The 23,298-nt window shown below is 69.3% G+C and carries 27 protein-coding genes and 1 tRNA gene; 13 read left to right on the forward strand and 15 right to left on the reverse strand.

Annotated features, from left to right (window positions below; all coding sequences use genetic code 11):
- Window positions 1-19 precede the first annotated feature (19 nt).
- Together LT965_RS04845 and cofG are read left to right on the forward strand one after the other, a co-directional pair.
- Window positions 20-466: a hypothetical protein gene (locus LT965_RS04845; RefSeq protein ID WP_232702890.1), complete on the forward strand. Its 447-nt coding sequence runs from the start codon at window positions 20-22 to the stop codon at window positions 464-466.
- Window positions 463-1,569, forward strand: a complete 1,107-nt coding sequence (cofG, locus tag LT965_RS04850) for a 7,8-didemethyl-8-hydroxy-5-deazariboflavin synthase subunit CofG (RefSeq protein WP_232702891.1) — start codon at window positions 463-465, stop codon at window positions 1,567-1,569. The genes LT965_RS04845 and cofG overlap by 4 nt, the downstream gene beginning before the upstream one ends.
- Here the strand turns inward: cofG and LT965_RS04855 are convergent.
- Together LT965_RS04855 and cofH are read right to left on the reverse strand one after the other, a co-directional pair.
- A complete protein-coding gene (locus LT965_RS04855) occupies window positions 1,566-2,123 on the reverse strand; it encodes a metal-dependent hydrolase (RefSeq protein WP_232702892.1) in 558 nt (185 codons plus the stop codon). The two genes, cofG and LT965_RS04855, sit on opposite strands and share 4 nt — an antisense overlap.
- Window positions 2,124-2,128: 5 nt before the next feature.
- Window positions 2,129-3,499, reverse strand: coding sequence for a 7,8-didemethyl-8-hydroxy-5-deazariboflavin synthase subunit CofH (gene cofH, locus LT965_RS04860; protein ID WP_232702893.1), 1,371 nt, complete (start codon window positions 3,497-3,499; stop codon window positions 2,129-2,131).
- 150 nt (window positions 3,500-3,649) lie between these two features.
- On the opposite strand from cofH, the gene LT965_RS04865 reads away from it, so the two are divergent.
- From LT965_RS04865 to LT965_RS04880, 4 genes are all read left to right on the forward strand, one after another.
- A complete protein-coding gene (locus tag LT965_RS04865; RefSeq protein WP_232702894.1) occupies window positions 3,650-4,669 on the forward strand; it encodes a phosphoribosylaminoimidazolesuccinocarboxamide synthase in 1,020 nt (339 codons plus the stop codon).
- On the forward strand, window positions 4,666-5,031 hold the full coding sequence (locus LT965_RS04870) for a VanZ family protein (protein ID WP_232702895.1): 366 nt from the start codon (window positions 4,666-4,668) through the stop codon (window positions 5,029-5,031). The genes LT965_RS04865 and LT965_RS04870 overlap by 4 nt, the downstream gene beginning before the upstream one ends.
- A gap of 246 nt (window positions 5,032-5,277) precedes the next feature.
- Window positions 5,278-6,357, forward strand: a complete 1,080-nt coding sequence (locus LT965_RS04875; RefSeq protein ID WP_232702896.1) for an archaeosine biosynthesis radical SAM protein RaSEA — start codon at window positions 5,278-5,280, stop codon at window positions 6,355-6,357.
- A 129-nt stretch (window positions 6,358-6,486) separates the two neighbouring features.
- Complete coding sequence (locus LT965_RS04880) at window positions 6,487-6,810, forward strand: 2Fe-2S iron-sulfur cluster-binding protein (protein ID WP_232702897.1); 324 nt, start codon at window positions 6,487-6,489, stop codon at window positions 6,808-6,810.
- Between the two features lie 6 nt (window positions 6,811-6,816).
- Here LT965_RS04880 and purQ read toward each other — a convergent pair whose 3' ends face one another.
- Both purQ and purS read right to left on the reverse strand, forming a co-directional pair.
- Entirely contained in the window at window positions 6,817-7,491 is a 675-nt protein-coding gene (gene purQ, locus LT965_RS04885; protein WP_232702898.1) for a phosphoribosylformylglycinamidine synthase I, read from the reverse strand.
- Entirely contained in the window at window positions 7,488-7,742 is a 255-nt protein-coding gene (gene purS / locus LT965_RS04890) for a phosphoribosylformylglycinamidine synthase subunit PurS (RefSeq protein ID WP_232702899.1), read from the reverse strand. The genes purQ and purS overlap by 4 nt, the downstream gene beginning before the upstream one ends.
- A 159-nt stretch (window positions 7,743-7,901) precedes the next feature.
- On the opposite strand from purS, the gene LT965_RS04895 reads away from it, so the two are divergent.
- The 3 genes from LT965_RS04895 to LT965_RS04905 all read left to right on the forward strand — a co-directional run bounded on the left by LT965_RS04895 (window position 7,902) and on the right by LT965_RS04905 (window position 11,131).
- Window positions 7,902-8,813, forward strand: coding sequence for a formyltetrahydrofolate deformylase (locus LT965_RS04895; RefSeq protein WP_432419322.1), 912 nt, complete (start codon window positions 7,902-7,904; stop codon window positions 8,811-8,813).
- A 129-nt stretch (window positions 8,814-8,942) separates the two neighbouring features.
- The gene (locus tag LT965_RS04900; protein WP_232702901.1) at window positions 8,943-9,869 is read left to right on the forward strand and encodes an alkaline phosphatase family protein; all 927 of its coding nucleotides are present in this window, start codon (window positions 8,943-8,945) and stop codon (window positions 9,867-9,869) included.
- Between the two features lie 2 nt (window positions 9,870-9,871).
- Window positions 9,872-11,131: a sulfatase family protein gene (locus LT965_RS04905; protein ID WP_232702902.1), complete on the forward strand. Its 1,260-nt coding sequence runs from the start codon at window positions 9,872-9,874 to the stop codon at window positions 11,129-11,131.
- Window positions 11,132-11,149: 18 nt separating this feature from the next.
- Here the strand turns inward: LT965_RS04905 and LT965_RS04910 are convergent, their stop codons facing one another.
- From LT965_RS04910 to arcS, 3 genes are all read right to left on the reverse strand, one after another.
- A complete protein-coding gene (locus LT965_RS04910) occupies window positions 11,150-12,172 on the reverse strand; it encodes a lysylphosphatidylglycerol synthase transmembrane domain-containing protein (RefSeq protein ID WP_232702903.1) in 1,023 nt (340 codons plus the stop codon).
- 68 nt (window positions 12,173-12,240) lie between these two features.
- The gene (locus LT965_RS04915; RefSeq protein ID WP_232702904.1) at window positions 12,241-12,666 is read right to left on the reverse strand and encodes a CBS domain-containing protein; all 426 of its coding nucleotides are present in this window, start codon (window positions 12,664-12,666) and stop codon (window positions 12,241-12,243) included.
- A 28-nt stretch (window positions 12,667-12,694) separates the two neighbouring features.
- Window positions 12,695-14,449 carry an archaeosine synthase subunit alpha gene (gene arcS, locus LT965_RS04920; RefSeq protein WP_232702905.1) on the reverse strand — a complete coding sequence of 585 codons (1,755 nt, stop codon included), beginning with the start codon at window positions 14,447-14,449 and terminating at the stop codon, window positions 12,695-12,697.
- An 80-nt stretch (window positions 14,450-14,529) separates the two neighbouring features.
- Between arcS and LT965_RS04925 the strand changes: the two genes are divergently transcribed.
- Window positions 14,530-15,798: an outer membrane protein assembly factor BamB family protein gene (locus tag LT965_RS04925; RefSeq protein WP_232702906.1), complete on the forward strand. Its 1,269-nt coding sequence runs from the start codon at window positions 14,530-14,532 to the stop codon at window positions 15,796-15,798.
- Here the strand turns inward: LT965_RS04925 and tgtA are convergent.
- The 5 genes from tgtA to LT965_RS04950 all read right to left on the reverse strand — a co-directional run bounded on the left by tgtA (window position 15,781) and on the right by LT965_RS04950 (window position 19,813).
- On the reverse strand, window positions 15,781-17,253 hold the full coding sequence (gene tgtA, locus LT965_RS04930; RefSeq protein WP_232702907.1) for a tRNA guanosine(15) transglycosylase TgtA: 1,473 nt from the start codon (window positions 17,251-17,253) through the stop codon (window positions 15,781-15,783). The two genes, LT965_RS04925 and tgtA, sit on opposite strands and share 18 nt — an antisense overlap.
- A gap of 33 nt (window positions 17,254-17,286) precedes the next feature.
- On the reverse strand, window positions 17,287-17,472 hold the full coding sequence (locus LT965_RS04935; protein ID WP_009487466.1) for a hypothetical protein: 186 nt from the start codon (window positions 17,470-17,472) through the stop codon (window positions 17,287-17,289).
- A gap of 397 nt (window positions 17,473-17,869) precedes the next feature.
- On the reverse strand, window positions 17,870-18,412 hold the full coding sequence (locus tag LT965_RS04940) for an NUDIX hydrolase (RefSeq protein ID WP_232702908.1): 543 nt from the start codon (window positions 18,410-18,412) through the stop codon (window positions 17,870-17,872).
- Between the two features lie 65 nt (window positions 18,413-18,477).
- Window positions 18,478-19,014 carry a P-loop nucleotide/nucleoside kinase family protein gene (locus LT965_RS04945; protein ID WP_232702909.1) on the reverse strand — a complete coding sequence of 179 codons (537 nt, stop codon included), beginning with the start codon at window positions 19,012-19,014 and terminating at the stop codon, window positions 18,478-18,480.
- Window positions 19,015-19,090: 76 nt separating this feature from the next.
- A complete protein-coding gene (locus tag LT965_RS04950) occupies window positions 19,091-19,813 on the reverse strand; it encodes a profilin-fold protein (RefSeq protein WP_232702910.1) in 723 nt (240 codons plus the stop codon).
- A 106-nt stretch (window positions 19,814-19,919) separates the two neighbouring features.
- Between LT965_RS04950 and LT965_RS04955 the strand changes: the two genes are divergently transcribed.
- From LT965_RS04955 to LT965_RS04965, 3 genes are all read left to right on the forward strand, one after another.
- On the forward strand, window positions 19,920-20,399 hold the full coding sequence (locus LT965_RS04955) for an Lrp/AsnC family transcriptional regulator (protein ID WP_232702911.1): 480 nt from the start codon (window positions 19,920-19,922) through the stop codon (window positions 20,397-20,399).
- A gap of 117 nt (window positions 20,400-20,516) precedes the next feature.
- Window positions 20,517-20,777 carry a HalOD1 output domain-containing protein gene (locus tag LT965_RS04960; protein ID WP_232702912.1) on the forward strand — a complete coding sequence of 87 codons (261 nt, stop codon included), beginning with the start codon at window positions 20,517-20,519 and terminating at the stop codon, window positions 20,775-20,777.
- Entirely contained in the window at window positions 20,770-20,934 is a 165-nt protein-coding gene (locus LT965_RS04965) for a DUF7576 family protein (protein ID WP_232702913.1), read from the forward strand. Before LT965_RS04960 ends, LT965_RS04965 begins: the two co-directional genes overlap by 8 nt.
- A gap of 12 nt (window positions 20,935-20,946) precedes the next feature.
- On the opposite strand, the gene LT965_RS04970 is transcribed toward LT965_RS04965, so the two are convergent.
- From LT965_RS04970 to LT965_RS04980, 3 genes are all read right to left on the reverse strand, one after another.
- Window positions 20,947-22,035: a phosphotransferase family protein gene (locus tag LT965_RS04970; protein WP_232702914.1), complete on the reverse strand. Its 1,089-nt coding sequence runs from the start codon at window positions 22,033-22,035 to the stop codon at window positions 20,947-20,949.
- 110 nt (window positions 22,036-22,145) lie between these two features.
- Complete coding sequence (locus tag LT965_RS04975) at window positions 22,146-22,802, reverse strand: hypothetical protein (protein ID WP_232702915.1); 657 nt, start codon at window positions 22,800-22,802, stop codon at window positions 22,146-22,148.
- Between the two features lie 175 nt (window positions 22,803-22,977).
- A tRNA-Pro gene (locus LT965_RS04980) sits at window positions 22,978-23,050 on the reverse strand.
- Between the last annotated feature and the right edge of the window lie 248 nt (window positions 23,051-23,298).

A 23,298-nucleotide genomic window follows, 5' to 3' on the forward strand; every position in this document is an offset into this window, starting at 1 on the left:
GAGAGCCGACCGCACCCGTATGCAACTGAGACGGCTCGGGCGCGCGGCAGTCGCGCTCGTCGGCCTCGCGTTCGTCGCCGCCGTACTGTTCTCGGTGCTCCTGGCGGCCCTCGAGGCGGTCGGCCTCGCCCGGTCGACGGCCTCCCCGGCCGCGCTGGGTGGCGTCGTGTCGGCGGCGCTCGCCGCCGCAGACGTCTACACGCCGCTCGGGAACAACAGCCGGACGGCGACGCTGCGCGAGAAGCCCCGGGGAGCGCTCGCCGCCGACTTCGCGGCCGCGTCCGCAGTCGGCTTCGCCACCGGCGCCGTCGCCGGGGCGGTCCTGCTGTCGCCGGGAACCGCCGAGTGGACGAGGATGGGCGTGGTCGCGGCCGCCGTCCTCCTGGGCTACGGCACGTTCGTCGCGCGGAACGTCGCGGTGTACAGCCCCGGGTTCGGCGCCGGGGAGGACGGGTCCGAGCTATGAGTTCGATTCCGGGCGCGGAGGCGTACGGCGTCGACCTCGACGTCCCCGAGGCGGACCGGGAGCGCGCGCTCGCCGTCCGTCCCGGGGACGTCGACCCGGCCGACGAACTGACGTTCGCGCGGAACGTCTTCGTCCCGCTGACGACCGCCTGCCGGTACACCTGCACGTACTGCACCTACTACGACGTCCCCGGCGAGGCGACGCTCGTGAGCCCCGAGGACGTCCGCGAGACGTGTCGGACCGGCGCGCAGGCGGGCTGCACGGAGGCGCTGTTCACGTTCGGCGACGACCCCGACGACCGCTACACCGAGGTCCACGACCAGCTCGCCGAGTGGGGCCACGACTCCATCCACGACTACCTCCGGCGGGTCTGCGAGATCGCCCTCGACGAGGGGTTGCTCCCGCACGCGAACCCGGGCGACCAGACCCGCGAGCAGATGGCACTGGTCGCGGACGTGAACGCCTCGATGGGCGTGATGCTGGAGACGACGGCCGACGTCCAGGCCCACGGCGGCCCCCGGGCGAAGACCCCCGGCCAGCGACTCCACACCATCCGGACCGCGGGCGAACTCGGCGTCCCGTTCACGACCGGTATCCTCGTCGGCATCGGCGAGACGTGGGACGACCGCGCCGAGAGCCTGCTCTCCATCCGCGAGTTGCACGAGCGCTACGGACACGTCCAGGAGGTCATCGTCCAGCCGGTGAGTCCGAACGAGCGCTGGCGGGGCGACCCGCCGAGCGAGGCGACGATGCGCCGGACGGTGGCGATGGCGCGGGCCGTCCTCCCCGAGGAGGTGGCGGTGCAGGTGCCGCCGAACCTCGCGGACGCCCGGGCGCTGCTGGACTGCGGCGTCGAGGACCTCGGTGGGGTGTCCCCCGTGACGGACGACTACATCAACCCGGACTACGCGTGGCCGGCGCTCCGCGAACTCGAGGCCATCGCCGAACACGGCGGCGTCCCGCTGCGCGAACGCCTCCCCGTCTACGAGCGCTTCCTCCCCGAAGACGGCGTCGAGAACGAGTGGGTGAGCGAGCGCATCGGGCGCGCGCTCGCTGCGGACGACGACGCGGGGCGGCGGTACCGTGCCGTCCTGGACGGCTAGACGTCGAGTCGTTCACCGAGCCGTCCGATCGGTTTCCTGACGAGGACGTACACCGCCGACACGGACAGCATCGCGAGCGTGAGTCTGCGGACGAGTTCGCCGTACAGCAGGAGTCCGGGCAGCGAGAAGACGGCGACCGCGAGCAGGTCCTCGGGGGCACCGTCGTAGCGGATCCAGCGCCGCGGCGCGATCCACCGGCCGCGCCGGTGGGCGTAGACGCCGCGCTGGTCGTCGTTCTCCCACGGCCGGGAGCCGAGGCCGCCGCCGAAGGCGTCCGTGACGGAGTGGACGGCGGCGGACAGCAGGAAGAACGCGGCGCCGACGGTGACCGGCGAGGGTACGAGGAGGGCGACGGCGAACCCGACGGCGACGAACGGCCAGTACAGTTCGGGGTAGTGCAGCGTCTTCCGGTGAGCGACGACGGCGACGTCAAGGTCCGGGAAGATGCCGCCGGCGAGCGCGCCGAGTGCCGCCGGGACGGCGAGTTCGGGGGAGACCCACAGAGTACTCGTGGCGAGCGTGACGCCGATGGCGGCGTGGGTGGTGCTCATCATGGCGGTCAGTCGTCCGCGCTGGCCGCTCCGGAGGCGGTGTCGGCGTCGCGTTCGGGGACCAGTGGCGTACCGTCCGCCTGCGGACCGAGTCGGGGGCCGAGCGGGTCGTCGTCCGGGTCGACGACGCGACGTTCGGTGTAGTCCGTCGAGCGCTCGACGGGCGTGCGACCGATGGCCGATATCATCTCGGCGTAGTCCGCGACCGAACGGAACTCGCCGTGCTGGCCGCCCGCGCGCTTCGTGATCTCCTCGCTGAGGATGGTGCCCATGAAGTCGTCGGCGCCGCAGTTGAGGAGTTTGAGTCCCTTCGCGTTCCCGAACTTCACCCACGACGACTGGACGTGCTCGACGTTGTCGAGGTAGAGCCGCGAGACCGCGATCATCAGTTCGTCCTCGGCGTCGCTGGCGCCGCCGGTGACGACGCCGCGGTCGAAGAGGGGGGTCTCCTGGTGGACGAACGAGAGCGGGACGAACTCCGTGATGTTGTCCGTGCGGTCCTGCAGGTCCCGGACGACGTCGAGGTGGTGGATGCGGTGGGCGGCGTTCTCGACGTGGCCGTACATGATGGTCGCGGTCATCGGGAGGCCGACGTCGGCAGCGGCCTCCATCGCGGCGACCCACTCGTCGGTCGAGATCTTCCCGGGGCAGATGACGTCCCGGACCTCGTCGACGAGGATCTCCGCGGCGGTGCCGGGGACGGTGTCGAGGCCCGCGTCTTTGAGTCGCTGGTACACCTCGCGGTAGCCCCACTCGACGCCGCGCTGGGCGTGTTCGGCCTCCTCGGGCGTCACCGAGTGGACGTGGGCGCCGGCCTCGCTCATCGCGCGGATCTGCTCGACGTACGTATGGGGGTCCGTGTCGTAGCGCTCGGGTGGCTTGTAGTTGTGTTCCTGGTTCTGGGGGTCGAGGGCTTCGCGGTGCTCCTCGTTCAGTCCGAACGCGGGGTGGAGCCCGGAGACGGACGTCACCTCGTAGACGCCGCGGTCGACGGCGTCCGCAACGACGTCGTGGGACTCCTCGGGCGTCTTCGTGAAGCCGGCGTGGGCCTCGGTGTGGTCCGTCTCGAACCTGTGGGCGGTGTCCTTGAAGTTGCAGAACAGACAGCCCGTGTTGCAGGCCGTGGTGACGTTGTTGTTGACGTTCGCGACGAACGTCACCTCGTCGCCGACTACCTCGGCGCGGCGGCGGTCGGCGGCCTCGAGGACGAGTTCCTTCCGCCGCTGGTCGATGCCCTCGACGTCGGTGCCGGTGGTGACGAGTTCGATGCCGTCGGCGACGGTGAGGCGGTCGCCGGCGCGCGCCTTCGCCAGCGCGTTCTCGAACGACTGGTCGGAGTCGGGGACCACGTCGAAGTCGAACTCGCCGGCGTCTGTCATGGTCGAGGGAACTGCTCGCACGGACAAAAAGCCTCTCACAGCGGCTAACTGCGACTCGCGCGCCACGAACGTGTACAACTCCAGTCGAAGCAGAGGGGTTGTGGGCACGAGAGTGAAAGATTCATGGTCGTCGGTCACCCGGGTACGGCCATGACGAGCGTCAAGGACCTCCGGGTCGAGGAGCCACCCACCCGGGAGTCGCTGGGTCGCGGCGTCTTCGAGTTCAGCGACCGCTACTCCGTCTTCGACTGGGGGGAGATGCCCGACCTGATCCCGCGGAAGGGCGCCAGCCTCGCTACGATGGGCGCGTTCAACTTCGAACTCCTTGAGGCCGAGGGTGTGCCGACCCACTACGAAGGTGTTCGAACAGCGACCGGTGACACCGTCGCACTCGCGGACGCCCCCGAACCACCGACGGAGATGGTCGTCGCGCTCACCCAGGTGCCCGACCTCCCGTTCGAATCCGGGTCCTACGACTACGACGCCTACCACGAGGCCGCCGCCGGGAACTACCTCGTCCCGCTGGAGGTCGTCTTCCGGAACAGCGTCCCGGTCGGGTCGAGCCTCCGGAAGCGCTACGAACCGGCGGACTTCGACCTCGACGTCGAGGAGTGGCCCGAGGAACGCGTCAGCCTCCCGGACCCTGTCGTGGAGTTCTCCACGAAGTACGAGGAACAGGACCGCTACCTCGGCCGCGAGGCGGCCGACGACATCGCGGGCCGCGCGAGCATCGCGGACCTCGAAGCGCTCGCCCACGAGGTGAACCGCGTCGTCACCGAGCGCGCCGAACGCGCGGGGTTCGTCCACGAGGACGGGAAGATCGAGTGCCTCTACGTCGACGGCGAGGTCCGGGTCGCGGACGTCGTCGGCACGTTCGACGAGAACCGCTTCGGGTTCGACGGCCGCGAGGTCTCCAAGGAGGTCGTCAGGCAGTACTACAGGCGCGCCGACCCCGAGTGGGTCGAGGCCGTCGCGGCGGCCAAGCGGAAGGCCGACGAGCGCGGCGTCGCGGAGTGGCGAGACCTCTGCGAGGTGTCGCCGGACCCGCTCCCCCCAGTACTCGTGCAGGCGACCGCCGACATGTACGCCGCGGGCACGAACCGCTACACGGACCACGAGTGGTTCGATGCGCCGCCACTCGGCGAGGCGCTCGCCGCGTTCGACCAGTGAGGGCGCAGCGGTGGGGTGTAGCCACGACAGTCGCGCTGGCAGTCGTCGCGGCGTCGCTCGTCCCCGCCTCGGCGGCTTCCGGTGGCAGTCTCCCGGGCGGTGCAGACAAACTGCTGCACGCCGTCGGTTACGCCGCACTCTCGTTCTCCGTCGCCGTCGCGCTGCGCGCACGGACCGGCCGCGCACTCGCGGCAGTCGTCCTCGTCGTCGCAGCCCTCGGCGCTGGCGTCGAAGTCGTCCAGCCGACGGTCGGCCGCACCGCCAGCCTGCTCGACGCCGCGGCGAACCTCGGGGGCGCTACAGCTGGCGCTCTCCTCCGGCACCTCGTCGCCACCCGAGAAGCCGACACCCTGGCGGATTGAAAGGGCGAGGCGCTGTCGGCGAACCCCCGCGACGCAAGCACCGCAGTGGAGCGAGGAGCGTGGTTCGAGAGAGCTTCGCTCTCTCGTCATCTCGGAAATCTCCGATTTCCGGCGACAGCGAGCGGCGGGAGTCGACAGTGCCGAGGGCTTTCGGGAGTCGTACCAGGTGGAAGCATCGAAACCAGAGAGCTACAGCCCAAGGACTAGACGAAGCCGCTTTACGCCCGCGTCGACTCCCACCGAGTAATGAGCGAGCCGAGCGCGGAGGTCTACGAGCAGGGGCGGGGGATGGACGCCCACAACAAGGTGATGCGGGAGCTGCGGGACGAGAAGGGCTCGAAGGACTACGCGCCGGACGAGCCGACGCGGGTCTGGCTCGACGAGGACAACACGCCGGACGGCGTCTACCAGAGCCTCACCATCATCCTGAACACGGGCGGCTGTCGGTGGGCGCGGGCCGGCGGCTGTACGATGTGTGGCTACGTCGCGGAGTCCGTCGAGGGCGGGACAGTCGCCCACGAGGACCTGATGGCGCAGGTCGACGCCTGCCTGGACCACGAGCGCGAGGAGGGCGAGGAGACGAGCGGCCTGGTGAAGATCTACACGAGCGGGTCGTTCCTCGACGAGCGCGAGGTGCCCGCGGAGACCCGGCGGGCCATCGCCGAGACGTTCGCGGACCGCGAGCGCATCGTCGTAGAGAGCCTGCCGGACTTCGTCGACCGGGAGAAGCTCGCGGACTTCACCGAGGTGGGCCTGGAGACGGACGTCGCCGTCGGCCTGGAGACCGCGAACGACCGCGTGCGCCACGACTGCGTGAACAAGTACTTCGACTTCACGGACTTCGAGGCGGCCTGCGCGGAGGCCCGCGAGGCCGACGCGGGCGTGAAGGCGTACCTGCTGATGAAGCCGCCGTTCCTCTCGGAGTCCGAGGCTATCGAGGACATGGAGCAGTCCATCCGGCGCTGCACGGACGTCGAGGGCTGCCACACCGTCTCCATGAACCCGACGAACGTCCAGCGCTACACGATGGTCGACCAGCTGCACTTCCGGGGCGGCTACCGGCCGCCGTGGCTCTGGTCGGTCGCGGAGGTGCTGGAGTCGACGGCGGACGCGGACGCCATCGTGGTGTCGGACCCCGTGGGCCACGGCAGCGACAGGGGGCCGCACAACTGCGGGGAGTGCGACGACCTGGTCCAGGAGGCCATCAAGGACTTCGACCTCCGCCAGGACCCGTCGGTGTTCTCGGAGGTGTCCTGTGAGTGCGAGGCGACGTGGGACGCGGTCGTCGAACGCGAGACGGCGTACAACCTGCCGCTCGCGGAGTGAGTAGCCCCGACGCAGCAGCGCTTGAACGCTGCTCGTCTGAGAGCGCGGCCATCCGTCTCTCGCTTGCCGACCGTCACTACCCGCGTTCGCGGGGGAAAGTGTAGATTGCTGGCGACCCTAGCGCGAGGTATGCCCACGATCCACTTCGAGGGGCGAGACGTCGAGTGCGAGGCGGGCGCTGTGCTCCGGGACGCGCTCCTGGCGGCCGGCGAGACGCCGCACAACGGCCTCGCAGACACCCTGAACTGCCACGGGATGGCGACGTGTGGAACCTGTGCCGTCGCCGTCGACGGAGATGTTAGCGAGCGGAACGCGGCGGAGCGCCGCCGCCTCTCCTTCCCGCCCCACGACGCCGACAGCGGCCTCCGACTCGCGTGCCAGACGGAGGTGTACGGCGACGTCGACGTCACGAAACACGGTGGCTTCTGGGGCCAACACGTCGACGAGAAGTAGACCGGGTTACGCGAACGCTTCGAGGACGCCACGACCGTCGGTGAGGCCGAGTTCCGGGAGCGTCGCGCGCTCGGGGTGGGGCATCATCACGGCGACCGTCTCATGCTCGCCGAGGATACCGGCGACGGCGCCACGAGAACCGTTGGGGTTCGCCGCGTCGGTGACCGCACCGTCCGCGTCGCAGTACCGGAACAGCACGCGGTCCTCGTCGACGAGTTCGTCGTAGCGCTCCTCGGTGATCTCGAAGCGACCCTCGCCGTGCGCGATGGGGATCTCCACCACGTCGCCCTCGTCGTACGAGCGGGTCCACGGCGTGTCGGCGTTCTCCACGCGGAGGTGGACGTGCTCGCACTGGAAGCGCGCGCTGGCGTTGGTCGTGAACGCGCCGGGCGTCAGCCTGGCTTCACAGCCGATCTGCGCGCCGTTGCAGACGCCGAGGACGGGGACGCCCTCGTCGGCGAGTTCTCGGACGTCCGCGAGAATCGGTGACTGGGCGGCCATCGCGCCGGCGCGGAGGTAGTCGCCGTAGGAGAAGCCGCCGGGGAGCACGACGCCCGTGGTGTCCGCCGGGAGGCCGTCCTCGTGCCAGACGAGTTCGGCGTCGACGCCGACGTCGGCGAGCGCGCGGACGGCGTCCCGGTCGCAGTTCGACCCGCCGAAGCCGACGACCGCTACGGTCATTCGCGTTCCTCGACCGCCACGTCGTAGTCGTGGATGGTCGGGTTGGCGAGCAGGCGGTCGGCCATCTCGCCCGCGCGGTCGGCGGCCGCCTCCTCGTCGGCGGCGTCCAGGTCGATCTCGAAGCGGTCCGTCGAGCGCAGGTCCGCGAGTTCGAAGCCGAGGCGTTCGAGCGCGCGCTGCGTGGTCTCGGCCTCCGGGTCGAGGACGCCCCGCTTCAGCCGGACCGTCACCGTCGCGGTGTACGCGGTCATCGCGTGGATGTGGGCGTCCGTGGTCAAAGACTCTTTTGGAACGCAGAGAAGTTACACGAACGTGCACAGGCAAGCTCTGCGAGCACGTGGTTGCTTATCAGCGTCGAGCGACTCTGGCGTACTATGCCGACCCCGAACGGCAGTCCGGAGGTGGCGCCGCTGCGAACCGACCTGACCGAGATCACGGTCGTCGGAGCCGACCGCACGGGAATCGTCGCCGGAGTCACCGGACTGCTGTTCGAGCGCGGAGTGAACATCGAGGACATCGAGCAGACCGTCCGCGACGGCGTGTTCCGGATGACACTGCACTGTGACACCGAACCAGTGGAGAGTCGCGACGCGCTCCGCGACGCGCTCGCCGAGACCGGCGACGAACTCGGCGTCGACATCCGCACGCGGTTCCCCGACGAGCGCGACGAGGGCATCGCGGTGCTCGTCACGAAGGAGGACCACTGCCTCCGCGCGCTCTGCGAGGCCGACCTCTCGGCAGACGTGCGCGTCGTCGTCGGGAACCACGCCGGCCTCGAATCCGTCGCCGAAGAGTACGGCGTGCCGTTCTACGACGTCGGCGACGGTTCCGGCGTCCCCGACGAGGACCGCCTGCTCGACCTCCTCGACGAGTACGACGTCGACCTCGTCGTGCTCGCCCGCTACATGCGCATCCTCAGCCCGGACGTCGTGTTCCGGTACCCCGGCCGCATCGTCAACGTCCACCCGAGTCTGCTGCCGGCGTTCCCCGGCGCGCAGGCCTACCGGCAGGCCGTCGAGGCGGGCGTTCGCGTGGCGGGCGTCACAGCCCACTACGTCACCACCGACCTCGACCAGGGCCCCATCCTCACCCAGCGGGCCTTCGACGTCCCGCCGGACGCCACCGTCGAGGACGTGAAGGCTCGCGGCCAGCCACTGGAGGCCGAGGCGCTCGTGACCGCGGTCCGCGCGCACCTCGCCGGGGACGTGACCGTCCAGCGTGGCTCCGTCCAGGTGACCGGCGACCACCAGTTCGGGATGCCCGCCGTCGCGGCCGACGCCAACCCCGAGCGACCGGTGGACGTCGAACCCGTCGACGACTGACGCGGACTCGCCCACCACGGCGCTCGGTCCGCGAGTCGTGGTGTCAGTTCACCCTGGAAGCGCAGCAGTAATGTAGCTCTGCATCGTTTCCCGCCGCGTGAACGACGGAGTGCCACACCTCTCTCGACGATGAGTTCTCCACTCACCGACGCCGTCCGGAGCCTCCGACACGCCGGTCTCGACGCAGTCCGGGAGTTCGTCTCCCGGACGTACTACGCCGTCCGTCCGGCGACCCCCGACCCCGACCCGGTGCTGGAGCGGGACTGGGACCTCCTCGTCGTCCTCGACGCCTGCCGTGCGGACGTCTTCGCGGAGGTCGTCGGAGCGGGCGACTACGACCTCCCGACCACCGAGACGGCTACCTCCCAGGGGAGCACCTCGAAGGAGTGGCTGTCGGCCGTCTTCGGGAGCGCCGACGACGACGCGCTCGCCGAGGTGGCCTACGTCACGGGCAACCCCTACTCGACGAAGATGCTCGACCTGAGCCGGTTCGGCCACGTCGACGAGGTGTGGCGCGACGGCTGGGACGACGACCGCGGGACGATTCCGCCCCGGCCGATAACGAACCGCGCCATCGAGGCGGGCCGCGAACAGGACACCGACCGCATGGTCGTCCACTACATGCAACCGCACTTCCCCTCCATCGTCGACGGCGACGACGACGGCATCGCGCTCGACGACTGGGGCGCCCAGCCGATGTCCGTCTGGGAGGAACTCCGGTTCGGCCACCGCGACGTCGACGACGTCTGGGAGAGCTACCGCCGGAACCTGGAGGCGGTGCTCGAAGACGTCGAACTCCTGCTGTCGAACGTGGACGCCGAGCGGGTCGTGGTCACCGCCGACCACGGCAACGCCTTCGGCGAGCACTACATCTTCGGCCACCCGGGCGGCGTCGGCATCCCCGCGCTCCGCGAGGTGCCGTGGAGCGTGACCGCTGCAACCGACGAGGGGACACACGACCCAGCCGCGGACGCAGAGCCTACAGAGACGACCGACGAGGAAGTCACCGACAGCACGGTCGAGGACCGACTGGAGAGCCTCGGCTACAGGACCTGACCATGAGCGACGACACCACCCCGTCGATCGAGGACCCGAACCTGCTGATCGTCTGCGTCGACTGCTTGCGGGACGACTTCGTGCGCTCCGACCGGACGGACACGCCGTTCCTCGACGACCTGCGGGCGCGCGGACTCGACTGCTCGAACCTCTTCTCGACGACCACCACGACGACGCCAGCCATCGCGAGCCTCCTGACCGGGACGTACTCCGAGCGCAACGGCGTCCAGTCGCTCCAGCACGGGACGCTGTCGCCGGACGTCGAGCCACTCGGCGAGGTCATGAGCGACGCCGGCTACCACACGGAGGCGCTAGTCACCGGTCCGCTGCTCCCGGAGACCGGCCTCGACCGCGGCTTCGACCGCTACGACCACCGAGCGGAGGACGCCGACATGTTCTCCGAGTGGCGCGAGGAGGCCCTCGACCGCGTCGCCTCGCTCCCCGAACCGTTCGCGGCGTTCGTCCACCTCTGGGAGATCCACGAGGACGTCCGCGTGCCAGCCGAGTTCGACAGCCCGGAGTACGGCGAGACGCCGTACGGCCGCGCGTTCTCCGCGCTCGACCGCGAGATCGAGGCCATCGTCGACGCCGCACCCGAGAACACCGTCGTCGCGTTCGTCGGCGATCACGGCGAGAGCATCACGCACCGCCACAGCCCGCTGCGCCTGCTGTTGAAGTCCCTCCGCGACGCGCTGCGCTACTACGGCGGGGTCGACACCCGCGACGTCGTCGGTCGGCTGAACCGCTCGTTCGACGACGAGGGCCCCGACATCGACGACCACTACATCGAGAAGGGGCACGGCGAGAACGTCTTCGACTTCACGACGAACGTCCCGTTCGTGCTGGCGGGTCCGGGCATCGAGCCCGCGACCGTCGACGCGCAGGTCCGCCAGGTGGACGTCCTGCCGACGATTCTCGACTACTTCGGGCTCTCCGTGGACGCCGACGGCGAGCCGATCTGCCCCGACGAGGGCGTCGACGACCGGCCCGCGTACATGCGCGCCTGCGGCGCGTCCCTCCACGGCGAGGAGAACTGGGCGCGGGCCATCCGCGCCGACGGCGCGAAGTACGTCGAGTACCCCGACCGCGACTGGAGCCCGGAGCTGTACGACCTCGAAGCCGACCCCCGGGAACTGCGCCGAATCGACGACCCGGACCTCGAGGCGAGACTCCAGCGACTCATGCCCGAGCGCGGCCAGCCACTCGACGAACTCGAACGACTGGACATCGACGACCACCTCGAGGACCTCGGCTACCTCTGATTCTCCCGTCGTCCGTCGCTACCGTTCGACGGCACCGCGGACGCCCAGCACGCTGGCGGCCGCCGCGCCTACGCTCGTCGTCAACAGGTAGCCGCCGACGCTGTGCAGGGTCACCGCCGCCGCGACGGTCGGCGCCGCGACGGACGTGACGACGGTCAGCACGGTGACGTTGATGGCCTCCGTGCCGCCGAGGCCGCCCGGCGTCGGCACCACCGACCCCATCGTCCCGAGCGGGAGGACGAACAGCGGGACGTAGACGGGGATGTGCTCGCCGAGCGCGAGGAACGTCACCCAGAGGCCGACCGCCTGGAACACCCAGCCGAGCGCGGAGAGCCCGACGGCGCCCGCGAGTCGCGGGCGGTCGTTTCCCACGCGCCTGATGGCGCCGACGAAGCTCGCGATGCGCGCCTTCAGCGACTCGCGGGACGGTGGCTGGACGCGCGGGACGCGCGTCGCCACCGCGTGCACGATGCGGTAGACGGCGCCGCCGGCGTACTGGCGGACGCGCTCCCGGAACCACCACGCGAGGAGGGCGACGACGACGAGCGCGGCGAGGACCCAGAGGACACTCCGGGGCACCATGCCGACGTCCAGGTTCGTCGTCGAGACGAAGTAGAGACCGCCGACCACCGCGAACGACAGCGACGGCACGACGTTGATGGCGTCGAGGCTGGCGATGGACGCCAGGCCCACCTCGTAGTCGGTGTCCATCGACTGCGTGATGAGCCACGCCGTGACTGGTTCGCCGCCGGCCTGTCCGAACGGCGTGACGTGGTTGGCGAAGCCGCTCGCCGCGTTCACCAGCAGCGCCGTGTGCACCGGCGCCTCCACCTCGAGCGTGTGCAGGACGGTCCACAGTTCGAGCCCCCACGCGACGTTCCACAGCAGGATGGTCCCCGCGACGACGGCCAGCAGGAGGAGGTCGGCCTGCCGGCCGGCCGCGAGCACCGCTTCGGCGTCGACCACGTAGAACATCACCGCGAAGACGGCCGCGGCTACGAGGAACCCGGCCACCGTCGCTGCGAGGTGCTCTCGGTCCACGGCGAACGTCTCACGTCCGCGGGAATCAATCCTCCGAAATCGGAGACGCTACTCCGAACTCGGAGGCGCTAGTCGACGGTCCACTCCTCGCGCTCGCGGAGGTACCTCCGGGACTCGGCGTCGAGGTCGCCCTGGGCGGCGAGGAGGTCCGTGGCCGTGACGATGCCGACGAGGTCGATGCCCTCGGCGACCGGGAGGCGCTTGATGCGCTCCTCGCTCATCTTCGCGGCGGCCGCCCGCAGCGTCGCTGTCGGCCCGATGGTGACGAGCGGACTGGACGCCGCGGCGTAGACGGGAATCTCTCCGAAGGGCCGGTCGTGCTCGTGGCCCGCGGCGACGAAGTCGGCCTCGGTGAGGATGCCCGCTGGGTTCCCCTCGCGCGTGACGACGACGCTGCCCACGCCCTCGGTCAGCATCCGGCCGGCGGCGGCATGGAGGGACGCCTCCGCGGCCACCGTCACGACCTCGTTCGTCATCGCGTCCGCGACCTGCATGCGCCTGGCTACGGAGCGGGGTGTCTTGTCACTTCTCCCGAGAGTGACGCACGTGGACCGCGATGCCGCGGGTGGCGTCGGCCATCGCGGGGCCGGGCATCGTCGCGCGCCCGACGGCGAACGCACGCGGCCCCTCGACGACTACCTCGTCGCCGACGCGGATGTCGTCGCTGGCGTCGATGATGCCGGGCGCGAGCACGCTGCCCTCGGGGACGAAGCCGTCGATCTCCACGCGTTTCGTGGGTGCGTCGCTGTCGACCCAGCGGTCCGCGCCGGCGAGCGTGAACGACAGCGAGCCGTACTGTGGGACGAGCGCCGCGAGCTGCTCGCCGTCGGCGTCCAGCGCCTGCAGTTTCGGGTAGCGGCCCTGGACCTGGATGTCCGCGAACACCTCGTCGCCCGCGCCGTCGCCGAGGTAGAAGTCCGCGACCGCGCGCAGCGTCGCTTCCTCGCGTTCGGAGACCCAGATCTTGTCCTCGCCGGCGAGCGCGGCGTTCAGCTCCCCGAGGCTCTCGTCGGTCGTCGGGTGGTCGTCGACGGTGAACTCGAAGGGGACGTCCACCTCGCTGGCGACGCGCTCGCAGATGTCGCGGTAGCCCTCCGGTGGGACGTGAGCGATGACGCGGGAGTAGTCCGTGCGCTCGAGGTAGCGCCGCAGCACGCGCGCGACGAAGTCCTTCTCCTCGGCACTCCAGCGCCCGGTCACCACGGAGTCGTACTGCTGGGCGGGGTACGTGAGTTCGAGTTCCTGGGGGACGACACCGATGGGCGACGTCATCGACACCATGTGCGCGCGGTAGCTGGCGGCGTCCTGGAACTGGCGGTGGCTCTGGCTCTCGCTGTACGGCTTCGCTGCCGAACAGGGAACGAGTAACAGCGGGTGGCCGTCGAGGCGCTTCCGGTAGCGGGTGGTGACGCGCTCGGCGAAGCGCTGGATCTCCACGCGACGGAGCGAGTCCTCGGTCGCGGAGAGCAGCAGGTCGTCGCGGAAGACGGGCGTGCGCTCCTCGAGGTAGCCGTACTGCTGGTCGAACTCGCGGAACGCCGCGGTCGCCCACGCCGTGTGGCGGGCCTGGCCCTCCACGTAGTCCCGGAGGCGGCCGTCACGGATGCGGCGACGCACCCGCGCGAGTTCCGCGCGGAGGACGTTGACGTTGTGCTCGACGCAGTCCTCGCGGTCGAACGACTCTACGGACTGCTGGCAGGCCGCACACGAACACGGCAGTTCGTCGAGGTCGGCGAGGTCGTAGGCGCCCTCGGTTGTGAGGTAGCGGCCCTGCGTCCCGCGCACGACGACGCGGTCGGCGTCCACGAGGTCGACGCCCGCGTAGACGAGCACGGCGACGTTCCGCGGCGTCGCCACCCCCGAGAGGTAGAGCGCGGTGTCGTCGGGGATCGCCGCCCGCGTCTGCACGACGGCGTCGCGGAACGCCGACCCGTGGCCGACGAATCCGGGCGCACCCGAAAGGACGTAGGCGTCCGCGCCGAAGTCCGCGGCCGTCCCGGGGGAGACGACGACGGCGCTGGGGTAGTCCACGTCGGGGTAGTCCGGCGCGAACGACTCCTGGACCTCGGCGGCGGTCCCGGACGGGAACGCGCGGTGTGGTAGCACGGTCAGCATCGAGTCGTCGCCCTCCGGGTGGTCCTGGCGCTGGAACCACTCGCTGCCCGCGTCCGCCACCACGTCGTCCGCGAGTGCCGGCGTCGTCACGGACTCCGCGAGGCGGAGTTCCCCCACGCGCGCGGCGGCGTCGCGCTCGTGGGCCTCGAAGTAGTCGGTCATGCACGCCTCTCCGGGGCGAGCGCCCAATTGCCTTGTCTTTTCACCGAAGACACTTGCCGGCCCGCCGTGAACGCCAACCGATGACCGACGCGCCCTCCAGACGCGAGGTACTGGCGGCCTGTGCCGGCGGCCTCGCCGGCGCCGCTGGCGGCTACGCCGCGGCCCCGCTGCTCGACGCCGACGCGGCGTCCGAACAGTCCCCCGACCCCGTCTCGCTCGCGTGGAGCGACACCGAGTGGCCGTACCCGGACTACGACCCGGCGTGCACCCGCAATCCACCGGCTACCAGTGCGCCCGGCGACGACCTCGAGGTCCACTGGCGGCGGGACCTGGGAACCGCACACGCCCACACTCCGCCGGTCGTGGCCAACGGCCAGGTCGCGTCAGCGAGCCTGGAGTTCCGGGGCACGACGGTCCGGAGCCTCGCGTTCGACAGCGGCGACACCGCGTGGGAGCACCCATTCCTCGGGGGAGAGACGAACGTCGTCCCCGACCTGCTGGCGCCCGGGGACGGCGTCTACTACCGGGTGGACGAGTACGAACGCGGCCCACTGGGGATATTCGGCGCGGCGACCGGCGAGCACGCGTGGGGCGTCCCCGAACCGCCGCGGGGCGAGTGGACGGTCGGTGCTGGCCGACTCTACTACGGGAGTCGCGTCACCGGCGACCTCCACGCCTACGACGCGCGCTCGGGGACCGAACTGTGGGTCGAGAGCGTCGACGACGACCGCCTCGGCGTGCAGTCGTTCCACCCCGACCACGGAGTGTTCGCCACCTCGCGGGGCACCGTGTACGCCCTCGACCCCGCAGACGGCAGCGTGCTGTGGGAGTCGGCCGTCGAACCGTACGTCAGGAGCGGGCCGGTTCTCGCGGGTGGGCTGGCGGTCGTCTCGAAGTGGGCCGGTGGGATGGACCTCGTCGCGTTCGACGCCGTGACCGGCGACGAGCGGTGGACGTACCCGCTGGCCACGACCGAGGTGACGGCAGACGGGGCGACGCTCCGGCGGTGGTACGAGGTCGGTGCGGTGGACGGGGACGTCGTGGTCGTCCGGGAGCGGCGTGCGGACCCGTCGCCGCAACCGCTCCACGCCGTCGACGCGGCCTCGGGCGACCGCCTGTGGCGAGTCGACCCGCCCGAGGGCGCCACGGCGTTCTCGAAGCCGACGGTCGTGGACGGCGAGGTGTTCGTCTGTGTCGGCGGCGACGCGCGGACCGAACTCCGGCGGCTGGACCGCGCCGACGGCTCGACGACCGGGTCGTGGACGCTTCCCGACCACGGTGGCGGACCCGTCGTCACGGACGGCCACGTGCTCGTCCAGACCGGGAACGAACTACTCGCCTTCCGGTGAGATGTCCACCAGTTCGACGCGTTCTGGGACCAGCGCGAGCGCCGAGTCGGGCCAGCCGCGGTGGCCGAGCGTGAACGACGCCGCCGGGTTCGCCTCGGCGAGTCGGCGGACGCCCTCGGCGGCGGCCTCGAAGCCCCCGCGGTCCATCCGGTCGGGCGTCTCCGCGGTCAGGGGGTAGGTCGTCGAGAGCGCGCGCGGGTACGGGCCGAACGGCGCTTCGACGTTCCACCACTCGTCGAAACGGTCGCTGCCCGAGCCCTCCGTGAGGAGGACGTCGCCGGAGACGTCGAGGCGTTCGAGGCGGCGGTGGTGGCGCAGCACCTCGGGGCGGCGCGCGCTGTCCGCGGACGTGTAGAAGAAGGCGTCCTTGCTCGCGGGGTCCGACGCCTCGAGCTGGTCGGCGTGGTCGAGGAGCGTGCGGTAGCCGTCGAGGGAGTCGGGGTGGGCGTGCGCGCGTGACTCCACGAGTTCCAGCAGGTTCCCGGACTTGAGGGCCTGCTTCACGCGGCGGATCTCCCCGAAGGAGACGTGGAGGTTGTGCTCGGCGAGGAGTTTCTCGCGGTCGGCGGCGCCCATGGCCTGGACCTCGGCGGGCGTGTGGTCGGCACAGACCGGGCAGTCACAGGGGAAGTAGTGGAGGTCCGCGAGGTGCTCGGTGCCGCTGACCGTGAGGTAGCGGTCGTCGCGGGCGTAGATGGCGTACGCCGCGGAGTCGAAGAGGTCACAGCCCAGTGCGGCGGCGAGCGCGAACATCATCGGGTGGCCGGCGCCGAACAGGTGGACGGGCGCGTCCCGACCGAGGCCACGCTTGGCGGCGAGGACGGCCTCGGTCATGTCGTCGTAGCGGTACTGGTTCATCAGCGGGACCACCGCGCCGACCGGGAACAGGTCGAGGCCGGTGCCATAGGCGTGCCGCCCTGCGTCCTCCCGGAGGTCCGGGTACGTCGACCCCTGGACGGGTGCGTTGACGAGCATGTCGCCGACGTCGACGGTCGCGGCGAGTTCGAGGCGCTCTTGGGTCGTCGCGAGTTCCGCCTCGGCCTGGTCGCGGTCGACGTCCGGCGGCGTCGGGATGTCAACGGGCGTCCCGACGTCGCTGCCGATGGCGTGCTGGAACTCCAGGATCTCCTCGGTGTGGGTGTCGATCTCGCCGTACTCCGCGAGCTGGAAGCTCCCCGAGTCCGTCATGATGGCGCCGTCGAAGCCCAGCATCTCGTGGAGCCCCTCGTCGAGCGCCTGCTCGTTCAACTCGGGGTCGTTCTTCACGATGTAGGAGTTCGTGATGAGCATCTCCGCGCCGAACTCCGGGAACCGCGACGGCTCGACGGTGATCAGGTTCGGGTTGACGACGGGCATCAGCGTCGGCGTCTCCACGGTCACGCCGGCCCGCGGAATCTCGAGTTCGCCGATGCGGCCGGCGCCGTCCTGGGCGCCGACCTCGAATACCGCTCTCATTGCACCGGGCTACCCGCCCACCGCGCGTAAGGGTTACTGTCCGCGCTCCCCGGCCGTCTCCACGTAGAACACTCGCTCCCGGGGGATGCGACGCACCGTGTCGCCGTCCCCCGCCCGGATGAGCCAGTGGTCCGTGTCCTCGTCGAAGCGGAGGTTCGCGTCCGCCGTCTGCCAGTCCGTCACGCCGCCCTGCGGGTCCTCGTACACGATGACGCCCATGTTCGTTTGCTGCTCGTAGCGGACGGTGTTAAGTCTCGTCCTCAGTGTTCTGCTGGTGGGTTTCCGTCGGTCGTCTAGTCGTAGACACCTCGAAAGCCCCTGGCGGCTGAACCGTCCGCGACTCGCTGCGCGCCTCGCCTTCGGCTGCGGTGCTTGCGTCGTCGGGGCCGGTTTCAGCCGCCAGCCCCTTTCAATCCACCTGTGGCCGGTTGGTCAATCAGCGCGGGGTGGGCTGAAAGGGGCGGCTGGGTTCGGGAAGCACGGCGACGCAAGCACTGTAGTGAGCGGAGCGAACGAAGCGCGCAGCGAGCCGCGCGACCGAAGCCAGCCGGGGCTTTCGAACTGTTCTCGTGCGGTGCGAGGTCCAGTTCGGAGAGCGAACAGGACACTCCAGCGACTAGCCCAGTTCGTACTGCAGCACGCCCAGCGCAGTCCGACCGTCACGGATGTCTCCACCACGGACGGCCGCGAGCAGGTCGTCGTAATCCTCGGTAACGACACGAATCGACTCGTTGAAGTCGAGGTCCTGTTCGGCCGTGGGCTCGCAGCCACGCGCGACGAAGTAGTGATGGACGGCGTTCGAGATCCCGTTGGCGGGTTCGTAGGTGGCGAAGCGTTCCACGGTCTCGGCCTCGTAGCCCGTCTCCTCGCGGAGTTCGCGGCGGGCCGCGACCGCGAGGTCCTCGTCGCCCTCAACGCCGCCCGCCGGGAGCGCGCGGTTGACGCGCTTCACGGCCTGTCGCCACTCCTCGACGAGCACGACGTCGTCGTCGGGCGTGTACGCGAGCAGAACGACCGCGGGGTCGTCGACGAGGTAGTCGAAGTCCGTCTCCGTGCCGTCGGGCAGCACGACGTCCTCGTTGACGATGTCGAAGCCCGGGCACTCGTAGGCGACCTGGCGGTTCGTCGTCTCCCACGCCAGCGGGTCGTCGTCGGTCATGTGCGAGCGTTCGCCGGACTGGAAGAAAAGCGTGGCGCGACGACGGAAGCGTGGCGCGACGACGGCTACAGGAGCGCGTCCACCTGTTCGAGCGTCTCGTCGAGGCGGCCGGAGTTGTCGACGCGGGCGAACGGCCCCGCGATGGGTTCGAACTCCTCGCGGTACTGCTTGTGGATCTCGAAGTCGGCGTCGCTGGCGTCGCCGGTGCGCGCGCGGATGCGCTCGCGGACGACATCCTCGTCGCAGGCGACCTTCACGAGGGAGAGCGGAACCCCGACGGCCTGGGCGGTACGGCGGGCGTCGCCGCGGTGCTCGCGGTACGTGAACGTCCCGTCGAGGACCACGGAGCGGCGCTGGCGGAGCGTCTCCGTCGCGCGGTCGAACAGTTCCTCGTACACCGCCGCGCGCTCCTCGGGCGTGTAGTCGGGGTCCGGGAACAGTTCCTTGCGGACGACGTCCGTGCGCAGCAGCCGGCCATCGAGGGCGTCGGCGGCGTGCTCGGAGACCGTCGTCTTCCCGGCGCCGGGCAGCCCGCACACCACCACGAGGTACGGGCCCCGGCGCGTGGTCGCTGTGTCCCCGGTGGCGTGCTCCCCGCTCACGGTAATCGAGTTGGAGAGGGCGCGCCCCGAATATGAAACTGTGGAATCACGGTGGCAGGGCGGACGTCGAGACAGCCTACAGCGAGACGTCGTCAAGGTCCGCGCCCAGGTCGGCCACGTCCTCGTTGAAGGCCGCGACGAAGTCGCCGAAGTCCTCGGCGTACGCCCGCACGTCCCGCGCCGACGGGGCGCCGTACTGCGAGACGAGGTAGACGCCGCCCTCGCCGCCGACCCGCACGTAGGAGACGCGGTCGGCGTCGCGTTTCAACTCCCAGCGCGTCCCGTCGACGGGCGCCGCGAACGACCCGTACTCCGTGTTCTCGACGCGGTAGAGCGTAGCCGCCATCTCGTTGGCGGCTCCCCGAATTCGCGCGACGATGGCGTCCCGCGCCTCGACGACGGACTCGCCGGCTTCGACGGCCGGGAACTCGGTCGGCACGTCGTCGAGGACGCCGTCCAGGCCGCGCACGTAGTCGTTGAACGACGCGACGAAGTCGGCGTAGTGGGCCATCGCCGTCGCCAGCGGCTCCGGTTCCGGCGGTTGCTGCGTCGAGACGACGTAGACGTCGACGCCGGCCTGCCCCTCGAAGCGGAGGAACTCGATGTCGCCGGCCTCGTACTTCAGCGTCCACTCGCCGCCGTCGGTGCGGAACGACTCGCGGCCGTAGTCCCCGCCCCGCAGGCGCGCGAGTTCCCGGGCGGCCTGCCCCGCGTGCTGGCGCACCTGCTCGACTACCTCGTCGCGGTGCTCGCGGACCGCGTCGGTGTCCTCGAGGTCCGCGTCCAGTCCCTCTATCATCGAACGGAGGGAGGGGCGGCAGGCGGATAACGACGTTGGAGGGTAGCGAGCGGTGAACCCAGAGCCTGTCAGAAGGTTCATTGACTGGAGGATTGAAGTTGGACGCATGAGTTCAGCGGAACTGGATGCAGTTGACCGTGGCATCCTCCACCTCCTGCAGGAGGACGCACGGAACCTGACGCCGGTCGACATCGCGCGAAGGCTCCCCGTCTCGGAGGGGACCGTCCGCAACCGGATCGAGCGACTGGAGGACGACGGCGTCATCCGTGGGTACGTCCCCACCCTCGACTACGAGGCGGCGGGGTTCCCGCTGAAGGTCGCGTTCACGTGTACGGCGCCGGTCTCGCGGCAGGCGGCCCTCGCGGAGTCCGTCCTCGACACCCACCGCGTCGTGAACGTTCAGGAGCTGGTGTCGAGCCGGGGCAACGTCCGCGTCGTCGGCGTCGCCACCGACCTCAACGAACTGATGGAGCTCGCCGAGGACCTCATCGACGCGGGCCTGGTGATCGAGGAGCAGACGCTGATGCGCCACGAGTACACCCAGCCGTTCAACCACTTCGGCGAGGAAGCAGCGACCCAGAACTGAATCGGACGTTCTTTCACCAGAAAAGTTACGTAATATTCAATCATCGCCGAATTCGGTGAGAATTGGCACAAAGTCCCCACTGAGTTTATACGTGGCGGAGCCATCCTCAGCGATATCATGACTGGGCCGGGGTTAGTCGGGCCGTCCAGACGAGCGGGGGAACGTGCCAGTGAGGCAGTCGTCGAAGCAGTCGCCAACCGAAGCAACACCGAGCAGACGTCGCTCCCACCGCTGTACGGCGTCGTCGAACCGGACAGCCTGGACACGCTCGCTGCGAGAGCCGACGAGAGCGACATCCTCGTCTCCTTCGAGTACGCCGGCTACGACGTCCGCGTCGCCGGACCGATGGACGTCACCGTCTCGGCCATCGATGACTGACGCAACTGACAGTTCGGCGCTGGTCTGTACCAACTGCGGCACGCTCCTCGAGTTCGACGTGGCGTACCCGGTCGTCGCCCACAAGCGCAACGGCGACATCAAGTACCACTCGTTCTGCGGCGACGACTGCCGGCAGGAGTGGGACGACGGGACGTAGTCCCGGCCCAGCTCACAGCCGGAACTCGCCGTCGACGAAGCTCCGGGCGGTCGTCGTCACGTAGTCGACCAGCGGCGGGAACGTGGAGTCGTCGCCAGCCGCCAGTCGGCTCCGGTGGAGGTCCTCCCAGACGGTCGCGAGCACGAACGCCGCGTGCGCGAGGTAGTACTCCGCGTGCTCGACGTCGGACCCCGTCTTCGCCTCGTAGCGAGCGACTAGCTCGCGTCGAGTCGGCGTTCCGGGGTCGTTCGTGAACGGCGCCAGTCCGTCCTCGTTCACGTCACGCAGGTGGTCGATGGCCGCCTCGTCCGCGTGGCGCGCTTCGAGGTCGTCCAGCGACGGCGTCGGGTCGCCGTCGTCCCGCCAGCGCAACAGCAGGTAGCCGAGTTCCGTTAGCGGGTCGCCGAGCATCGCCGTCTCCCAGTCGAGCACGCCCGCGATCTCGGGGTCGTCGTCACCAGCGAAGAGCACGTTCCCCGGCCGGTAGTCCCCGTGGACGAGCGTGGTCGCCGTCTCCGCGGGCGCGTGCTCCCGGAGCCACTCGCCGACGGCCCGGAGTTCCGGCACCTCCCGTCCGGTCGCGCTCGTCGCGTTATCCAGCCGCGCCATCGCCCGGTCGACCATCTCCGTCGGCGTCTGGCGCTCGCAGACGTCCGCGAACGGCCCGGGGTCCAGCGAGTGGATCTCGGCGAGCGTGTCGACCAGCCCCTCGGCCAGTCGCCGCCGCGCCGCCGGGTTCCGGAACCGCTCGGGCAGGTCCGACCCCAGCGGCACCGCCTCGCCGTCGAGGAACGTCGTCACGACGAACTCGTCGCCGAACACCGACGCGTCCTCGCAGTGCAACACGGGTTCGGGCGCGGGAACGGCGGTGTCCGCGAGTCGCTCCAGCACCTGGAACTCCACGTCCAGGTCGACGACCAGGTTCGTCTCCCGCAGGTTCCGCGGTCGCCGGAGGACGTACGCTCGCTCCCGCTCGGCGGTCGATACGGCGAGCGAGAGGTTCAGCGCCTCGTGGAGCACCTCGACGTCGACGATCTCGTCGTCGAGTTCCGCGGAGAGGTAGGCTTCCAGGGCGGCAGTGTCGAGGTCCGCTTCGGACATGGTCGGAGAGAAACCGGGTGTCGGTAAAAGTCTCGTCGTGGTGTGATGGGGAGTGGCAGGCAGGACAGAGAGGAGGACATCGTCCCGTGTGACTGTTCGAGAAGACGGGATTACGGTTCAGTCTTTGCCTCTTTCTCCCTCAACCACTCTTTGATTTCGTTGAGACCAAGTTGGTATCCAGAGGACCATTGAGACCGAATTACACCAACGAGAATCACCCCGAGGAAGGAGAACGCGCTTGTCAAAACTGCTTTGTTCCATTTTGCTCTAAAACAGAGTACTTCATCTGGCATCCGAACAGTCAGTCCCTCATACGCTAGTTTTTCTGTAGTGACTTTTCCGATGATAAGATGTGTGCCAAGGAACCACGAGAATACCGTAATTAGAGCAGAGACACCACCCTGATACAGAGCTGACAAACCAAAGTCAGGAATCGAGATTGCAAAGAACGTCAATACGCCCACCACAAAGATGCCCAGAACTTCAAGTTTATTAACAATCTTAACTCCCCTATCTAGGTGCCGATAGGCCTTTCCTGCGTCCCTCACTCCTTGCATTCCCGCATTTCGAAGCTCTGTCTTTTCGGAGATGTCGTATTCGCGGTCTACTGTCTCTACAAAGATCGTCTCTAAGTTATCTCGAAAACCTACAGCACCGTCTAAAAGGCCTAATTCCCTCAGCCTCTTCTCCGTTCTGTCCTTCTCTGAACTCGGGAAAAGCTGGTTGTCATCCTCCTCAGGTATACCGTCTCTCTGTCCACCCACCATGCCCTAATTGGTAAAATATCTACATCTTGAAAGCGTTTCCCCAGAGAGAAGCTACATCTCCTACGGACAACAACTGTACGCGGTTAACTGATGGAATGTCCCCAACTTTAGCTAAGGACTGTACGTAGAGGTGGTTGCCAGGAAGGTACACCTCTAAGCCAAAATGCGGGAGAAGTGGGCCGGCGCGAATTCGAATCGCGGTTACGGCCACCCGAAGGCCGAAGGATACCAAGCTACCCCACCGGCCCGCACCCAGTGATTGGCGAGTGCGATGTTTAACGTTTCCGAATCGGGGCACCGAGAGCGAGGTGAACCCGGGAACTGCGGCGGGGTGTGGGGTCGGGTCGACCGGCAGCGTCCGTGGGCCGGCAACCGTCGTGGGAACGAGAGAACGCTCCCCCGGTAGGGTCAGGTTTCGGTAGTCGTGCCGGGCGGAGCGCGGCTGTACCACCGAGAAAAGTTCTCCGAATCGGCAGATTGCTTGGGGTGTGGGAAA

The sequence above is a fragment of the Halobacterium wangiae genome (assembly GCF_021249345.1).
GTDB lineage: Archaea > Halobacteriota > Halobacteria > Halobacteriales > Halobacteriaceae > Halobacterium > Halobacterium wangiae.